The 14,714-nt window shown below is 64.1% G+C and carries 17 protein-coding genes; 10 read left to right on the forward strand and 7 right to left on the reverse strand.

Annotated features, from left to right (window positions below; translation table 11 throughout):
- Window positions 1–181: 181 nt before the first annotated feature.
- The 6 genes from JRN21_04930 to cobB form a co-directional block, all read right to left on the reverse strand.
- Window positions 182–964 (reverse strand): hypothetical protein, encoded by a 783-nt coding sequence (locus JRN21_04930; GenBank protein MDG6988653.1) that lies wholly within the window; start codon window positions 962–964, stop codon window positions 182–184.
- A 306-nt stretch (window positions 965–1,270) separates the two neighbouring features.
- Complete coding sequence (locus JRN21_04935) at window positions 1,271–1,792, reverse strand: PIN domain-containing protein (protein ID MDG6988654.1); 522 nt, start codon at window positions 1,790–1,792, stop codon at window positions 1,271–1,273.
- Window positions 1,776–2,000 (reverse strand): AbrB family transcriptional regulator, encoded by a 225-nt coding sequence (locus JRN21_04940; GenBank protein MDG6988655.1) that lies wholly within the window; start codon window positions 1,998–2,000, stop codon window positions 1,776–1,778. The genes JRN21_04935 and JRN21_04940 overlap by 17 nt, the downstream gene beginning before the upstream one ends.
- 687 nt (window positions 2,001–2,687) lie before the next feature.
- On the reverse strand, window positions 2,688–2,969 hold the full coding sequence (locus JRN21_04945) for a TRAM domain-containing protein (GenBank protein MDG6988656.1): 282 nt from the start codon (window positions 2,967–2,969) through the stop codon (window positions 2,688–2,690).
- Between the two features lie 332 nt (window positions 2,970–3,301).
- Entirely contained in the window at window positions 3,302–3,757 is a 456-nt protein-coding gene (locus JRN21_04950) for a DsrE/DsrF/DrsH-like family protein (GenBank protein ID MDG6988657.1), read from the reverse strand.
- A 138-nt stretch (window positions 3,758–3,895) separates the two neighbouring features.
- Window positions 3,896–5,269 carry a hydrogenobyrinic acid a,c-diamide synthase (glutamine-hydrolyzing) gene (cobB, locus tag JRN21_04955; GenBank protein MDG6988658.1) on the reverse strand — a complete coding sequence of 458 codons (1,374 nt, stop codon included), beginning with the start codon at window positions 5,267–5,269 and terminating at the stop codon, window positions 3,896–3,898.
- Window positions 5,270–5,520: 251 nt separating this feature from the next.
- Here cobB and JRN21_04960 point away from each other — a divergent pair, with 251 nt between their 5' ends.
- The 10 genes from JRN21_04960 (at window position 5,521) to JRN21_05005 (ending at window position 14,293) form a co-directional block, all read left to right on the forward strand.
- Window positions 5,521–5,844 carry a DsrE family protein gene (locus JRN21_04960; GenBank protein MDG6988659.1) on the forward strand — a complete coding sequence of 108 codons (324 nt, stop codon included), beginning with the start codon at window positions 5,521–5,523 and terminating at the stop codon, window positions 5,842–5,844.
- Window positions 5,845–5,991: 147 nt separating this feature from the next.
- A complete protein-coding gene (locus JRN21_04965) occupies window positions 5,992–6,663 on the forward strand; it encodes a bifunctional precorrin-2 dehydrogenase/sirohydrochlorin ferrochelatase (GenBank protein MDG6988660.1) in 672 nt (223 codons plus the stop codon).
- Window positions 6,660–7,496, forward strand: a complete 837-nt coding sequence (gene cobA, locus JRN21_04970) for a uroporphyrinogen-III C-methyltransferase (protein MDG6988661.1) — start codon at window positions 6,660–6,662, stop codon at window positions 7,494–7,496. The genes JRN21_04965 and cobA overlap by 4 nt, the downstream gene beginning before the upstream one ends.
- Window positions 7,497–7,556: 60 nt before the next feature.
- Window positions 7,557–7,895 carry a TusE/DsrC/DsvC family sulfur relay protein gene (locus tag JRN21_04975; GenBank protein ID MDG6988662.1) on the forward strand — a complete coding sequence of 113 codons (339 nt, stop codon included), beginning with the start codon at window positions 7,557–7,559 and terminating at the stop codon, window positions 7,893–7,895.
- 131 nt (window positions 7,896–8,026) lie between these two features.
- Complete coding sequence (locus JRN21_04980) at window positions 8,027–9,268, forward strand: sulfite reductase, dissimilatory-type subunit alpha (protein MDG6988663.1); 1,242 nt, start codon at window positions 8,027–8,029, stop codon at window positions 9,266–9,268.
- Window positions 9,269–9,305: 37 nt separating this feature from the next.
- Window positions 9,306–10,427: a dissimilatory-type sulfite reductase subunit beta gene (locus JRN21_04985; protein MDG6988664.1), complete on the forward strand. Its 1,122-nt coding sequence runs from the start codon at window positions 9,306–9,308 to the stop codon at window positions 10,425–10,427.
- A 4-nt stretch (window positions 10,428–10,431) separates the two neighbouring features.
- On the forward strand, window positions 10,432–11,331 hold the full coding sequence (locus JRN21_04990; GenBank protein ID MDG6988665.1) for a respiratory nitrate reductase subunit gamma: 900 nt from the start codon (window positions 10,432–10,434) through the stop codon (window positions 11,329–11,331).
- On the forward strand, window positions 11,309–13,366 hold the full coding sequence (locus JRN21_04995; protein MDG6988666.1) for an arsenate reductase (azurin) small subunit: 2,058 nt from the start codon (window positions 11,309–11,311) through the stop codon (window positions 13,364–13,366). The genes JRN21_04990 and JRN21_04995 overlap by 23 nt, the downstream gene beginning before the upstream one ends.
- Before the next feature lie 166 nt (window positions 13,367–13,532).
- Complete coding sequence (locus JRN21_05000; protein ID MDG6988667.1) at window positions 13,533–13,784, forward strand: sulfurtransferase TusA family protein; 252 nt, start codon at window positions 13,533–13,535, stop codon at window positions 13,782–13,784.
- Window positions 13,785–13,798: 14 nt separating this feature from the next.
- A complete protein-coding gene (locus JRN21_05005; GenBank protein ID MDG6988668.1) occupies window positions 13,799–14,293 on the forward strand; it encodes a DsrE/DsrF/DrsH-like family protein in 495 nt (164 codons plus the stop codon).
- 42 nt (window positions 14,294–14,335) lie between these two features.
- Here JRN21_05005 and JRN21_05010 read toward each other — a convergent pair whose 3' ends face one another.
- Window positions 14,336–14,659 (reverse strand): winged helix-turn-helix transcriptional regulator, encoded by a 324-nt coding sequence (locus tag JRN21_05010; GenBank protein MDG6988669.1) that lies wholly within the window; start codon window positions 14,657–14,659, stop codon window positions 14,336–14,338.
- Window positions 14,660–14,714 lie beyond the last annotated feature (55 nt).

The following is a 14,714-nucleotide window of genomic DNA, read 5'->3' on the forward strand; positions in this document are numbered from 1 at the left end:
TCGCCCGGCTGGTTTCAGGAGCATCTGCAACCGGCCGCGATATAAGCTGCGGGACGCTCGCGGGGCCCCCTGCGGCGCCAGGCGCACGTCGCTTTGGGAGGGGGCGCCACCCAGGGCCAGAGGGACCCGTCGACGGTCCCGACCGCCTGCCCTGCCTCCGCGCGCATCGACCCCTCCAGGGTCAGCCGGCGACAGAAAACTCGCAGGCAGGGTCGCCGCGGGATATGCACTTCACCTCAGACACCCTCATGTCGTCCGTGTCGAACACGGTCGAGAAGAGCCCGGACAGGTGCCCTCTGACGAAGTTGCACCCCGACTTCACCTCGTCTGGCTTGACGAGCCCCTCGAAGTTGTCCCAGACCTTCACGGACGCCTTCTTCTCCTTCCTGTCGAAGGCCATGACCTCGATCCTCCCCCACCCCGCGGCGGAATAGATGTAGGAGATCTCCTGGAGGTCCTCGGCGCTGTCGACCCTGTAGTTGGAGAGGAGTTCGGTCCACGACGGCCTGCCGTGGTTGTAACCCATCTGATAGAGGACGACGTCCGCCCCCGACGAGAGGATGGACCTTATCCCCTGCTCCATCACGGTGAAGAAGTGCGTCCGGAAGAGTATCGCCCTGTCCCCCGAGCTCCACCTCAGGGGGAAACTGAGAGACTCCACCAGCATCCCTTTGTGCGCCTCCTTCACCTCGACCTCCTTCGCGAAGGGGGACTTGCCCAGGACATCCGCCAGCTCCTTCGCGGAGTGGCGCCCATCGTTCGCGAGAACATAGAAGCTGCACCGGCCGTACCTCCCTTCCCCGGCCGAGCTGATGAACCCGGACTGGATGCTCAGCTTCGCCTTCTCCAGCCTCGACGCAACATCGGCGATAGACCCGACCCTGTTCTCGAGCATGAGGGCCACCAGGAACAGCTTCTTCCCATTCTCTCCATGGTAGACCAGGACGTCCTTCCCTTTGGACACGCTGACCGGCTAACGCATCTTCGGGTATAAATATCTAGTCATGGGAATTCGAACCCCGGGAGCCCCGCGAAAGCGCGAGCCTGCCACAGAGCCGCATCGGGGCTACTTTCCGGTGGCAGGGTTGGCCGCAGCTGCACGCAGCCCAGGAACAAGAGCCCTGATGCCAGCGCGCCCCGATACCGTCGGCCTTGGGGCCGGACTGAGGGACCGTTCCCAGGTCTACGCTCTCGCTCCCCTGATGCGCCCCGTCAAGACCTCAGGAGGCAGACCGCCCTGCGTCGGGTCAGAGAGAGACCGCCGAACCCGTCAGGCCCGCCCCGGGTCCGCCTCGCCTGACCTTTCCGAGACCCCCCTCGCACCGTCCCCGGCCCGGCCCCGTCGCCACTTGGCGAGGTCGGACGCCCGGACGCCGAGCCTCGAGGCGTTCTTTACGATGTAGCCGTCGCTCGTGAGGAGGACCAGGTCCAGGCTCTTCGCGGTGGCGACGTGGAAGGAGTCGAAGTAGCTCAGCCTCCCCCTCCCTCCGAACTCCATGTACAGGGCGACCGCCTCGGCGGCGGCCTGGGCGCTCATCGGGACCGAGACGTGGGGGATGGACATCATGTCGCTCAGAAACTCCCGTATCCCCTCGAGGGGAAACTCGTCTGACCTCAAGGCGAGTATCGCGTCGTCGTACACTTCGGACGACGTCCTGAGGGAGAGCGTCCCTGCCTCGGCGTCCTTGACGACATCTTCCGCCTGCCTTTCCAGCGCGCCTCCTCGCAGGTAATAGAAGAAGAGGTCCGTGTCTACGAGAAGCGCCCTCGGGGCGCTACCTCTTCCAGACAAGGGCCTCGCTCTTCTCCTCCAGCGCCTCCCAGTCCGACTTGATCAGGTGCCTGTACTTGCCTCTGAGCTCCGCCAGGGTGGCCAGAGGCTCCAGCTCCACGACGTCCCCTCGCGTGCTGACCTTGAAGCGCCTACCCCTTATCTTGCGCCTTATCTCCGCGGGGATCAGCACCCTTCCCTTGTCGTCGAACTCCACTATCGCGCTCATGTCCCACTCTCCCACTAGTGGGAGATATTTAAGCTACGGGCATCTGGAAGCATCTCCTGTGGTCGGGCTCCGGTGCAGGTGAGCCGACAGCGCTCTAGAAAGCGGCGTGACAATGGGACGCAGGAGGTCCTGTCCAGGGCAAGACGGGCAGGCCCGGACGCCGACAGGGACAGCCGGCAAGGTCGTCATGGCGATGTCCGCCTGTACCGGAGCACTCCGCCCCCTCTGGGGCCGGTGCCTGGATGGCGTCCAGGGACTGCCGGCTCAGGCTTTCCCGATTGCCGCGTCCCTGCCGGGGGCTCTTCCACTCTCGCATCGGGCATGCCTCCCCTCCTTGGCCGAGCTGACGGACCCTGACCGGATGCTCCGCGCCCTTGGACACGAAAGACGATGTCTGATAGATCGGAACGGCTCTCGCCCCGGTCGCGGGGTCGGGGACTCCTGACCGGCGTGGAGGGCGGTCGTGTTCGGTCCCGGCTTTGGCATGGAGAAGACCCGTCATCCACACCACGCAATGTGCGCTGACACGACCGTCCCTACGAGCGCCGACGGCGGGGGCCGACCCGCGGCATCTGCGGCATTTCCATGTCAGTCGTCAAGGGTGTGGAGCAGCAAAAGGGGGAAGTGGTCGACCCTGAAGATCGACCAACAACAGCTCGGCGGCCTAGGCCGCTAGTCAGCGGACGTTCAACTGGACTCGGAGGCTGGCGCCGCTGAACCCTCTACGACCTGCCCAGACGCGAATCGTTCGGAGACCTGTGTCACCTTTATCCTGACATTCTGGCCGACCTTCGTGCCAGGGACAAAGACGATGAACCCCTCGACCTTGGCGATGCCCTCTCCTCGCCTGCTGGTGTCGGAGATGCTTACGTTGTACTCCTTCCCGACCTCGACCGGCTTCTTGAAGGACCCAGAACCTCTTCCGAACCCTCCCCTATTGCCGTATCCTCCTCGTTGACCGAAACTCAATAGAAATCACCTGTCCCACCGTTATTCCGCCCGATAGGCCGGCGTCCGTTGGCGCCCTATTAAAAGGGGCGAAACGGCCACATCACTGGGCCGGGCTGCCTTCGGTCATTCCCTGCCCTTCAGAGCCAACAGCTCGGCCGTGATCAGCCGCCTGACGTCCTCGCCCCCGCGACCGTCTCGTCTCCCGCGTCCGATGTCAGGGTTCACGCGGGCTCGAAGCTTAAGGAACCCGAGGGACTCTGGCGGTTCTGCAAGCGCGACGGACCGTCGGCCCATGCGCCGGTCTATGCTCAGCGCTCGGCGGGAAGGCGGAAGCTCGTACTCTCAGCGGCCTAGATGAAGAGGGTGAGAGCGTTGGGATCTCTGGCGAGTTCGAGGAAGCCGGACGCACCGATCACGTCGTCGCACACGTCCACGAGTGCGTTCTTTTCCATCCCGTAGAGGTTCATGGTCGGCGAGCATGCGTGGATGTGCACCCCGGCTTCACTGGCTCCCTTCAGCATGTCGTAGAGGCTCGGCATCCCCCCCTTCGCCAGGAGCCCTTTCAGCTCCTCGGCGGAGAGGCCCAGGTCGACCGACGGCTTGATGCTCTCCGCGGCTCCTTTGGTCAGGAGCTTCATTCCGCCGAAGGTGAAGTAGATGTCGACGGGCATGTCTTGCGCGGCGGCCGTCGTGGCCAAGATGAGTGCCGGGTAGAGGCTGTCGGCTGTCCCCTTGCTCACCACCATCACGAGTTTCTGTTTTCCTCGCAGTGACTTTTCAGTCTGCGTCCCACTAGTCTGTGACAATGGGCAGCGGCACGTATTCGGATATCTGCATATTTAAAGTGCGCCAGGCCTCAGACCAGACGCCGAGCGCCGTCGGTTTCGATCCGAGCCTGGAGCAGGGAGATGCGCCGCGGGACCTGTGCTGTCGGTCTCCTCGAATCAGCCTCGCGTGCCACGGAGGAAATGGTCGACCATCGCCCCGACGAAGTCGTAGGTGACAGGGTGCAGGTGCATGTAGTGCGCGTACGCGTTCCCGACGCATATCCCGTCCCGCCCCCCCACGATCCCGGTCCCCTTCTCGTAGGACAGCGCGAGCTCGTATTCCTTCCCCAGGGTGATCCGCGAGTAGTGGAACTCGTGCCCCCGGAGCGTGGTCCCCGCCGCGGCTATGGGGGTGTCTTTCAGTACTTTCGCGACCGCGTACCCGTGGGCCATGGGGCGCCCTGTGACCGTCGTGACCCCCTGGATCGCGCCGACCATGTCATACTCCTGGTTGTCGTAGGCCAGCGACTCGGTCAGGTACATCAGGCCCCCGCACTCGGCGTAGACGTGCCCTCCGGCCTCGACGAATCTCTTGACGTCGGACCTGAGCGCCTTGTTGGCCTCCAGCTCGCGGGCATATATCTCTGGGAAGCCGCCGCCGATGAAGAGCAGGTCCACATCCGGCAGGCTCTGGTCATTCTCCGGGTCCACGAAGGCCACGGAGCCCAGGGCGCCGAGCCTCTCGATGGTTTCTGGATAGTAGAATGTGAAGGACTTCCCCGTGAGCACCCCTGCCTTCACCGGCGTCGCTGTCCTGGGCGGTTCCCCCAACGAAGGGACCTGCAGCGCCCCTGACGCCTCCTTGGCGATGCCTGTCAGCTTGTCCACGTCCAGGGCTGAGACGACTTCCGGCCTTAGCACCCCGGTCAGCCGCGTCCCGTTGAATTCAGCCGCGTGAGTCAGGCCCAGATGCCTGTACGCCATGGCTTCCCGTATCCTGTCGTCCCTGAGTATGTGCCCGACCACGGTCAGACCCTCGGCCTCGACGGCCCGCGTGAGCTTCTCCACCTGCCGTTCGACCAAGTTCGTCAGGATCGCGCCTGCGACGTTCACCCCCGGGTCGAAGAGCTTGAGCCCTCTCACCAAGGCCCCCGCGGTCCGGTTGATCCGTTCCCCGTCGACTACGAGGACGACGGGCGCGCCGAGAAGCTTTGCGACCTGGGCGGTGCTCCCCAGTTCCGACGAGCCGTCCACGCTGTCGTAGAGCCCGTGGTCGCCCTCGATGAGGGCGATGTCGCTGCCAAGCGAGCATTTGCAGAACCTGCTGACCACGTCGTCTCCCATGAGAAAGTAGTCCAGGTTTCTGCTGGGAGACCCGGACACCGACCGATGGTAGCTCGGGTCGGTGAAGTCCGGCCCGACCTTGAAGACAGAGACCTTGAGCCCCTTCTTTGAGAGCGCGTAGATGAGGGCCATGACCGCGAGCGTCTTGCCCGACTTGCCCTTCCACGAGGAGATCACGACCCGTGGAGGCGCTACGTCTGCTTCCATGTAGTCACCAGCTTCCCCTCGAAGTCTGGGCCCTCCGCCTGATAAAGTGAGCCTGGGACAGGAAGGCGTCCGCAGGAGTTCCGGATGCGACGGGGCCGTCCGCAACCCCCAGTCACGACCTCGCGTCCGGACCGTCGGCGCCTGTCGTCCAGTAGGGAGCAGTCTTATCTAACCGGCGTAGCGCGGCAGGAGAAGACGTGGCTTCGACAGGGGAGGAGAAGAAGGCGAGAAGGGTGGCCTTTCTGGCCACGATGGCACCGGCAGACACGCCGCGGCTGGAGACGATGCTCGGTTATGCGACGGCCGCCGCTGCGATGGAATACGAGACGCTGATATTCTTCGCATTGGATTCTGCCCTGGTCGCGAAGAAGCAGATCTTTGAGAAGATGGACCAGAAGGTGAAGGACAGGATAAGGGAGTCCGTCAGCCTCGGCATAAAGCTCGACGTCTGTTCCGCCTCGGCCAATACGTTCGGGATAAAGAGCGAGGACCTGATAGAGGGGGTCCAGATCTCGGGGATCGCGTCGTTCTATTCGTATGCCCAAGACGCGGACATCGTGCTCAGCTGGAGCTGAAGCTCGGCAGCAGGCAGGCTCCGTCCATCAACAGCTGGAACGGCTGACGCCGGTTCGGGGAGCAGACATCGGTCCCGTCATCCTGAAATCTCGGCCTTCCTGCCCCTTCCGGATTGAGCTCGCCGGCTCCGGACGAGTGAATCGAGAATGCTGCTGGACCTGACCGTCGGCGGGAGCAACGTGGTCGTGGTCGGCGGGCAGAGCCTGTCAGAGCTGAGGGTCAGGTCGCTCGTCGCACAGGGGATAAGGGTCCACGTCGTCGCCCCCCGATTTGCGCCGGAGCTCAGGTCGTTTGACCCGCTGCTGGTCCGGTTGGTCAGAGCGGGACCGTCGGACTATCTCAGAGCCATCAGGCGGCTCAGGCCCCTGATAGTCATGTCGACTCTGCGCAGCCATAGAGTCAACCTGCGGATCGTCAGGCTCGCCCATTCCATCGGGTCCCTGGTGAACGTCGTCGACACTCCTGCGCTGTGCGACTTCACGATGCCTGCGGTGGGGAACGTCGGCGCGATAAGAGTAGCAGTGGCGACGGGAGGGCTGAGTCCCGCGATGGCGCGGCTCGTGAGGGACCGCATCCTGAGGGCCGTAAGGCCGGAAGACGCCCTCCAGGTCGAGCTGCAGGGACGAGTCAGAAAGGCGATGCTCGAGCGGGTCCCGAGCGCGGCGGAGCGGAGGGAGCTCGTGTACAGGATCGTCAGCGACAAGGGGATATCCCGCCTCCTGCGCGGAGACAAGCTCGACCTGGCGCTGGCCAGGGCCCTTCGGCTGGTCGAGGCCGCTGCTGCGACCGAAAGACCCGGGGGGAGCGGTGGACCGTGAAAGCCAAGGTCTGCGTGGTAGGAGCCGGCCCCGGCGACCCGGGGCTCCTTACGCTGAGGGCGCTGGAGGTCATCAGAAGGGCGGACGTCGTCCTCTATGACCGCCTGGTCGGCAAGGAGGTGCTCGGCCTCATACCGAAGCGCGCGAGGAAGGTGTTCGTAGGAAGGTCTCCGACAGGCAAGCCCGTGGTGCCGCAGTCGACCATAGACGAGATCCTGGTGACCGAAGCCAGACGGGGGAAGAACGTGGTGCGCCTGAAGGGGGGCGACCCGTTCATCTTCGGCCGGGGGGGCGAGGACATCGAGGCGCTGAGGAAGGAAGGGGTGGAGTTCGAGGTGGTCCCGGGCCTGACCTCCGCGGCGGCGGCGCCAGCTTACGCAGGCATACCCCTCACCGACAGAAGATACTCCTCTTCGGTGGCGATCATCACCGGACACGAGGCCGAATCGAAGGGGGTCCCCGGCGTCAGGCTCGGGAAGATAGCGTCGGGGGTGGACACGCTCGTCATCCTCATGGGCGTCTCCACCCTGTCCCGGACGGCGAAGAGCCTGATCCGGGGCGGCCTGGACCGAGACACCCCTCTCGCCGCGGTGGAGTGGGGGACGACCCCGCGCCAGGTCACCACCCTCATGACGGTCGGGGAAGCCGCAGACGGAGAAGCGAAGGGGAGGCTCAGGCCTCCGAGCGTCATCGTCGTCGGAAGGACGGCCGAGTTCGCGGGCAGGCTCGGCTGGTTCCCCCAGGGAAGGGTCCGTCTCTCCCGCAGGTTCAAGGCTGCCTGGGGCGCAGAGACGGGCAGGCCGGGGGTCAAGAAGCTCGGGCCGCGCCCGTGAGCGACCGCCACAATACTTATCTCGCGACGCTCTCTGTCTCAGGGACGGAGCGACAGGCAATTGGGAGACGTGACTTATCCGGGAGAATACGAGGTCAACGGCAAGAAGATTTCGCTGGATGAAGACGGTTTCATCCAGAACCCGGAGCTGTGGGACGAGGCGGTCGCCGACTGGGTCGCCAAGAACCTTGCGGGCGTCCAGACGATGACTGAAGACCACTGGAAGTTCGTGAAGTACCTCAGGCAGTATTGGGAGACATACGGAGTTTGCCCGCCCCTGAGGATGATCACCAAGGTCACAGGGATAACGCTGGAAAAGATGTACGAGCTGTTTCCAGACGGACCGGCCAACGGGGCGTGCAAGGTCGCAGGGGCTCCGAAGCCGACCGGGTGCGTCTGAGCAGGCCGCAGCTCACCTTTCTGAAACCGGTTCCTGTCCCTTCGTCAGACCCGGTTCTGACCATGAAATCGAATATTATAATATAAGAAGATGACTCAACCTTAAATCACCTGTAATCCCTGTGCGCGAGGTTGCCTGAGGCAGGCGAACCGGCCGCCGGGGACTCCGAGGACGAAGCCCTGAAGAAGGGGAGGGAGCTGCTTCGGCGCTACGAGACCGGCCCGTGGCCCAGCCACGTGTCTGAGATCAAGAAGACGAAGTACCCGATAGAGGCTTACGCGCGGGGCCTGGCGAACGGCCAGTCAGAGTGGCACGGCGGCGCCGCGAAAGTCAGGTACGTGTACACAGGGTTCATCGCCAGGCGGACGAAGGACGGAAAGAGCACGGAACTGCACTTCAGGGTCTATCAGCCCTCCGGCCAGTTCTACACGACGAAGGCGCTCCGGGGACTGCTGGACTTCGCCGACGAGTACGGTCTGGGGCTCATAGAGACGACCGGCCAGACGGGCGGGATGATAATCTCGATGAAGCCGGAGCTCGCCGACCCTGCAGTGGACAAGCTCAGGACGCTGAAGACGGACATAGGGAACACGGGCGACACCTTCAGGGACTTCCCTTCGTGCGTCGGCCCGGCTCTCTGCGAGTACGCGCTGTATGACTCGCTGGCCGCAAGGGACCACTACATGACGTACCCGCCCATCTACGAGAACCTTGGGAACCAGATGTTCCCTTTCAAGGTGAAGCTCAAGTTCAGCGCCTGCCCGATGGACTGCTCCAGGGCGGTCCATAGGTCGGACTTCGGGTTCGTGGGGGTCTGGGAGGGCGCCCCTGAAGTCGACCAGACCCTCCTGAAAACGAAGGCGGAAGGCAAAGAAGTGGACGTCCCTGGCATCGTCCGAGGCTGTCCTTCGAAAGCCATCCAGTGGGACGAAGCGAAGGAGGAGCTTCGGATAGACGGCGACAGGTGCCAGAAGTCCATGAACTGCATCCGGCGAGCATTCCCCGCCATAGCGCCGGGTAAGAAGAGGAAGGTCGCGCTCCTAGCCGGCGGCAACTCCAAGGGGAGGTTCGGGCCGAAGATGGCGAAGCCGGTCACCCTCCTCGACGACTACAGGGACGCGAAGGACTTCGTCCTGAAGATCATAGACGAATGGGCCGAGACGTCCCCCCACAAAGACAGGATAGGGGACATGCTGACAAAAACCGGGTTCAGCAAGGTCATGGACGGCGCCAAAGACACTCTCCCCGGGAAGTCGGTCCAGGGGCACGCCGTAGGCCAGACAAGGATCGTCAACAGCGCGGTGCTCAGCGACGACGAGAGGAAGGAGTACGCCGAGTGGGCCGAAGGGGTGGCCAGGGAGTTCGACGCCTGATGGCCGGGTGGCAGGATTGAGCAGTCCGTCAGAGAGGATGAAGAAGAGACTCCCCGTCCCCTACACCGACTTTCTGCCCGAGGAGATACGGCGGAACGTAGGGAAGTGGGCGGACAGGAGATTCCACGGGGAAGGGATAATCGAGCACATATCGAACACAGGCGAGAGCGTCTTCACGGTCAAGGTCGGCTCGCCGCCGAACGTCAGGTTCAGCACCCAGACGCTGAGGAAGCTCTCAGACATCGCGGACAAGCATGGGATCGGCGCACTGAGGTTCACCAGAGCGGGGAACGTGGAGCTGCTCGCCCACAGCCTGGAAGGCGCGCTGGAGATGAAACGGTCCGTGGAGGGGCTCGGGTACTACACCGGAGGGTGGGGGAACACGCTCTGGTCCATAGGCTCCTGCACCGCTTACCTGACGTGCACCACCGCGGTGGTCGACTCGCCGTCGCTCACCAAGGTGCTGTATGACAGGCTGACGCCATACTTCACAGGCGAGGCGTCCTTGCCTGCGAAGCTGAGGATCAACGTCGGGGGGTGCCCCACGGGGTGCGGCGGCCTGGTCGCCGACATAGTGGTGATAGGGCACTACGGAGACGCTCCGTCCTACGACCCCGAGAAGATAAAGAGATGCCTGCCTATGAACGCGGACGCGCTCGACAAGGCCGTGCCGGAGCTCGTGATGGTCTGCCCCGTCAACGCGATCAGAGCGTACAAGAAACCGGACAACACGGTGGGGATCGACATCATACGGGACAAGTGCATAGCCTGCGGCAGATGCAGGGACGTCTGCGACCACATCACGTGGGACCAGAGCAAGATAGGGGTGTCTGTGCTTGTCGGGGGGAAGAGCAGCAACACCGGAGACGGCCCTGCCCTGGCCAGGGTGCTCGTGCCCTGGGTGCCGGCGAGGCCACCGGACTTCAGGGAGGTCGTCGCTGTGGTCCAGAAGCTGATAGACGTGTGGAAGAGCGACGCAGGGCCCGGGGAGAGGCTCGCCGACTACGCCCACCGGGTCGGGCTGCAGGCGCTGCAGGAGACCATGCGCGTGCCGATAACAAGATGGAACAAACCGACGGCCTTCGGCACCGGCTTCGGGGTGAGACAGTTCTTCCCCTCCTTTGCAGGCACCCCGCCTCGGGAAAGAGGAAGCAGGTGAGGAGATGGAGGGACACGCGTACGCGCTGAAAGGCGCACGTGCCCTCCTCGGGGCGACCGCGGTGGCCGTCCCCGTCCTTCTTGCGGTGCTCTTCGCTTCTGATTCCATCGTCAACGCCCTCGTCTTCCTCGTGTTCCCTTACGTCGCGGCCTTGCTGTTCGTCGTGGGGCTGGTCTACGACGGCGCGGGCTGGCTCGCCCCAAGGCGGCTCACGGGCCTCAAGACGGTCGCCATCGTGCCGAACACCTTCAGCCGCGCTGGCACGGCGAAAGACATACTGAAGAGGGTCTTCGGGTTCTACACCCTGCCGAAGATGGAGGGGGACAGGACCCTGATCGCAGGTTCGGTGATGTTCCACTATGGTATGTGGGCGTGGATCGTCAGCCACCTCGTGCTCGTGCTCGGGATGTACACGCTCCCGTCTTCGCTCTATGACCCCGTCGGAGACTTCGTGGCGAGGCCGGCGGGGATCCTCGCGCTCCTCGGCGTCCTGGTCCTCACGGGGAGAAGGGTCGCGACCCCCAAGATGCGGTCGATAAGCTCGGTCGGCGACTACCTGCCTCTGGGCCTGCTGATCCTGATACTCTCGGCTGGACTGACTCAGGTCATGACCGGGGGGGTGGGGAACATGGACACGGTGGCGGCATGGCTGCTTTCGCTCCTGAGCTTCACCCCCGCCCCGGCCCTGATGACGGGCGTGAGCCCGCTGACGATGCTGTATGTGGTCCCGTCCTTGATCTTCGTGGCGTCGGTCCCCTTCAGCAAGATGGTGCACATAGTCTCCTACCTCTTCAACCCCACGGTCGCGAAGAGCAGCTATCGCGTGGGGGAGGTCGGTTTCCCCTTGGCGTCCGGCAAGGCGGGTCGCGGACCCGCACCCGGTGGTGGGCACAACGAGTCATAAGAACGAGTTCAAGTTCGGCGACACCTCGGCCGTCGAGCCCATCTGGGCGAAGAAGGAGCTCGTGCAGAAGCTCGGGGAGAGGACGGGGGAGGCGAAGGCGCTCGAAGACCAGGTCCAGGGGTTCAGGCTCGGCCTGAAGAGAGAGGTCGCGCGGAACAGGAACGTCAAGCTCGCCGTGGAGACGTGCGTCCACTGCGGGGCATGTCTCAACGCCTGTCCCACCTACATCTCGTCCGGGGACATCCGGAATTCGCCCGTCGGCAGAGCAGACCTGATAAGAAAGGTGGCCAAGGCAGACTCGCTGGCGGGGAGGGCGCTCGGCGACCTCGCGGGCGGGAAAAAGCTGGACGAGTCGGGCCTGAAAGACGTCGCCACGTACTACTATCAGTGCCTCGAGTGCAGAAGGTGCGGCGAGATCTGCCCGTTCGGGATAGACCAGGCGGACCTGACGAGGACCGTCAGGTCTGTGCTCCTCGACGTCGGGATAGTCGCAAGGTACCCGGCCACGGTCATCGACAACGCGGAGAAGACAGGGAACAACATGGGGCTCCCTCCCCCCGCGCTGAAGGCGACCCTGGATTTCGTCAAAGAGGAGATCGAGGCAGAGAAGGGGGTCAAGGTCGACGTCAAGGTGGACGAGCCCGCCCAGGTGCTCCTCGTCCCGCCGTCGGCAGACTTCTTCTCCAACCTGGACACGCTGAAGGGATACATCTACTTCCTGCACTCGACCGGGGTCGACTATACCTTCACGACCGAGCATACCGAGGTCGCGAACTTCGGGCTCTTCATAGACGAGAAGCACCTGAGGATAATCGGAGACCATCTGGTCGGCGTAGCCGAGAAGCTGGGGGTCAGCTACGTCGTCGCAGGCGAGTGCGGCCACGGGTGGAGGGCGTTCAAGAACTACGTCATCCCGGAGCTCGAGAAGCGCGGGATCGAGGGCCTTCACATCTTCCACCTGGTGATCGCCGCCATGAAGGCGGGCGCGGTGGTGATCGACCCCGAGAAGAACGGCGACAGGGCCTACGTCTACCAGGACCCGTGCAACTATGCGAGAGGAGGGGACCTGATCGACGAGCCCAGATACATCCTCAGGTCCGTCGTGAAGAACTACCAAGACTCCCCGCACAGCAGAGAGAGGACGTGGTGCTGCGGCGGCGGGGGCGGCCTGCTGACCGACGAGCTGATCCCCCTCAGGCTCGAATACGCCAAGCTCTGGTACAACGACGCGCTGTCGGTCTCAGGCGCCCACGTGGTGAGGCCGTGCGCCATCTGCAAGGCGCAGCTCAACCACACGCTTCCCCTCCTGAACAAGGCACAGGGCCGCAGCGTGACGTATTCCGGGATGATGGACCTGGTCTACACGTCCATCCCCGCCGGGCTCGGCCCGAAGGCCCCGCTCGGGGGCGGCGCGCAGCCCGGGGGGGCGCTCGAGTCCAGAAGGACGTTCCTGGAGCTGGCGCTGGGGGCCAGCGCGGCCCTCATGGCCGCCGGCGTCGCAGCTGCGGCGCGCCCGCTCCTGTTCCCTCCCGCGAGCCCCTCGGGGAGCGGAGCCGCAGCGGCCTCCTTTCCGAGGGTGAAGGTCGCCAACGTCTCCGACCTGAGCCTCAACGCCCCTCTCGCGTTCAGCTACCCGCTCGGCAACGAGCCCAACATCCTGGTGAAGGTCGGCCAGAGGGCCGCCGGAGGCGTCGGGCCCGACGGGGACATCGTGGCGTTCAGCGCCATATGCCAGCACCAGGGGTGCCACTGGGGGTACCAGGCGACAGGGACGTCGCCGTCCTGCAGCTCCTCGTTCAAGGCCGCGGGACCGGTCGGGTACTGCTGCTGCCATGACAGCGTCTATGACCTGGTGAACGGCGGGAAGGTGATCGGGGGCCCTGCTCCGCGCCCCGAGCCCCAGGTGCTCCTTGAAGTCGATGGGACGACAGGCGACATCTACGCCACGGGGATGGGTCCCCCGGCGATCTTCGGGCACCACACCGGCTCTTCTGACGTCTCCTACGACCTGCAGGGCGGGACGCCCGTGGCCTAGGCAGACGGGCAGAACAGACGACGGCTCCGAAGGCGCTCGAGCGCCTGGGCCGGACGCCGGCGAGCATGCAGCCTGCCAGGACGGGAGCGCCGATGACGGGGCCCGCGGGACTGTCAGGGAGACCAATCAGGCTTAAATATTCTATTATCCTAATGTCTTATGCGAGATGGCCTCGCCAACGCAGAAACCAGCGCTGTCACTCGACACGAAGGGCCTGCTCTGCCCAGCACCTGTCGTAAAGACGAGCCAGGCAGTCAAGCAGATCAAGGTGGGAGAGATACTCGAAGTGCTCGCGACGGACCCCGGGTCGAAGCCGGACCTCAGCGCCTGGGCGAGAATGACGGGGAACGACCTCGTCGACGTGTCTGAAGGGGGGGACCCGAAGGTTTACACCTTCCACATCAGGAGGGCGAGGTAGCCGGTTTGACGCTCGTGACCCCGCAGACCGCCGAAGCCGAGAAGGAGCAGAGGGCCAACCACCTGGTCTTGGTGGTCACTAACTACACCCTCGACAAGCTGTACCCGCCGTTCATCCTCGCTACCACTGCGGCAGCCTCTGGCATGGCCGTCGACATGTACTTCACGTTCTGGGGCCTCTTGGTCCTGGACAAGCGGAAGAAGAACATCAAGCTGGCACCTGTCGGGAACCCGGCGCTCCCGATGCCGAACATCATGGGGATGCTCCCGGGGATGACGAGCATGGCCACCAACATGATGAAGGGGAAGATCAAGAAGTACTGGCCGACCATCGCCGAGATGATGCAGCAAGCGAAGGACCTGGGCGTGAAGTTCCATGCGTGCTCTCCGACCATGGGCCTCATGGGGATGAAGAGCGACGACCTCAACCCCATTGTGGATGGCGTCTGCGGCGCTTCGACGTTCCTCGAGTGGGCTACTTCGCCTCGGACCGTCACCCTATTCATCTAGGCCCGCCTGCGTCTTGTTCCCGATGGCCAGCGTCGGTCGGAGCTACGCGAGGATCCTTGCCTGGTCCGTGGTGGTCTCTTTGACCACTGCGTCGACGAGGTCGTAGGCCTTCAGGACCCTCTTGTCGGTCAGCCGGTAGTAGACGCGCCTCCCGTCCCTCCTGGGCCTGACGATGCCGAGCCTCCGCAGGAGGGAAAGCTGCTGGGAGACCGTGGACTGGGTCACCCCTGTCTCGTCTACGAGGTCAGAGACCGTCTTCTCTCCCCCTCTGAGGCCGTCGAGCATGGCGAGCCGCACTGGGTGCGAGAACGTCTTGCAGAACTCCGCGTGAGCCAGATATACCTCCCAGGTCCTGCGCCCCCTCATCGGCCGATGAAAATCGGCGGTCGTTTATTAATAGTTCTCCGCGGACTAGAAGCAA

This window comes from Nitrososphaerota archaeon (genome assembly GCA_029785825.1).
Lineage (GTDB): Archaea > Thermoproteota > Nitrososphaeria > Nitrososphaerales > Gagatemarchaeaceae > UBA183.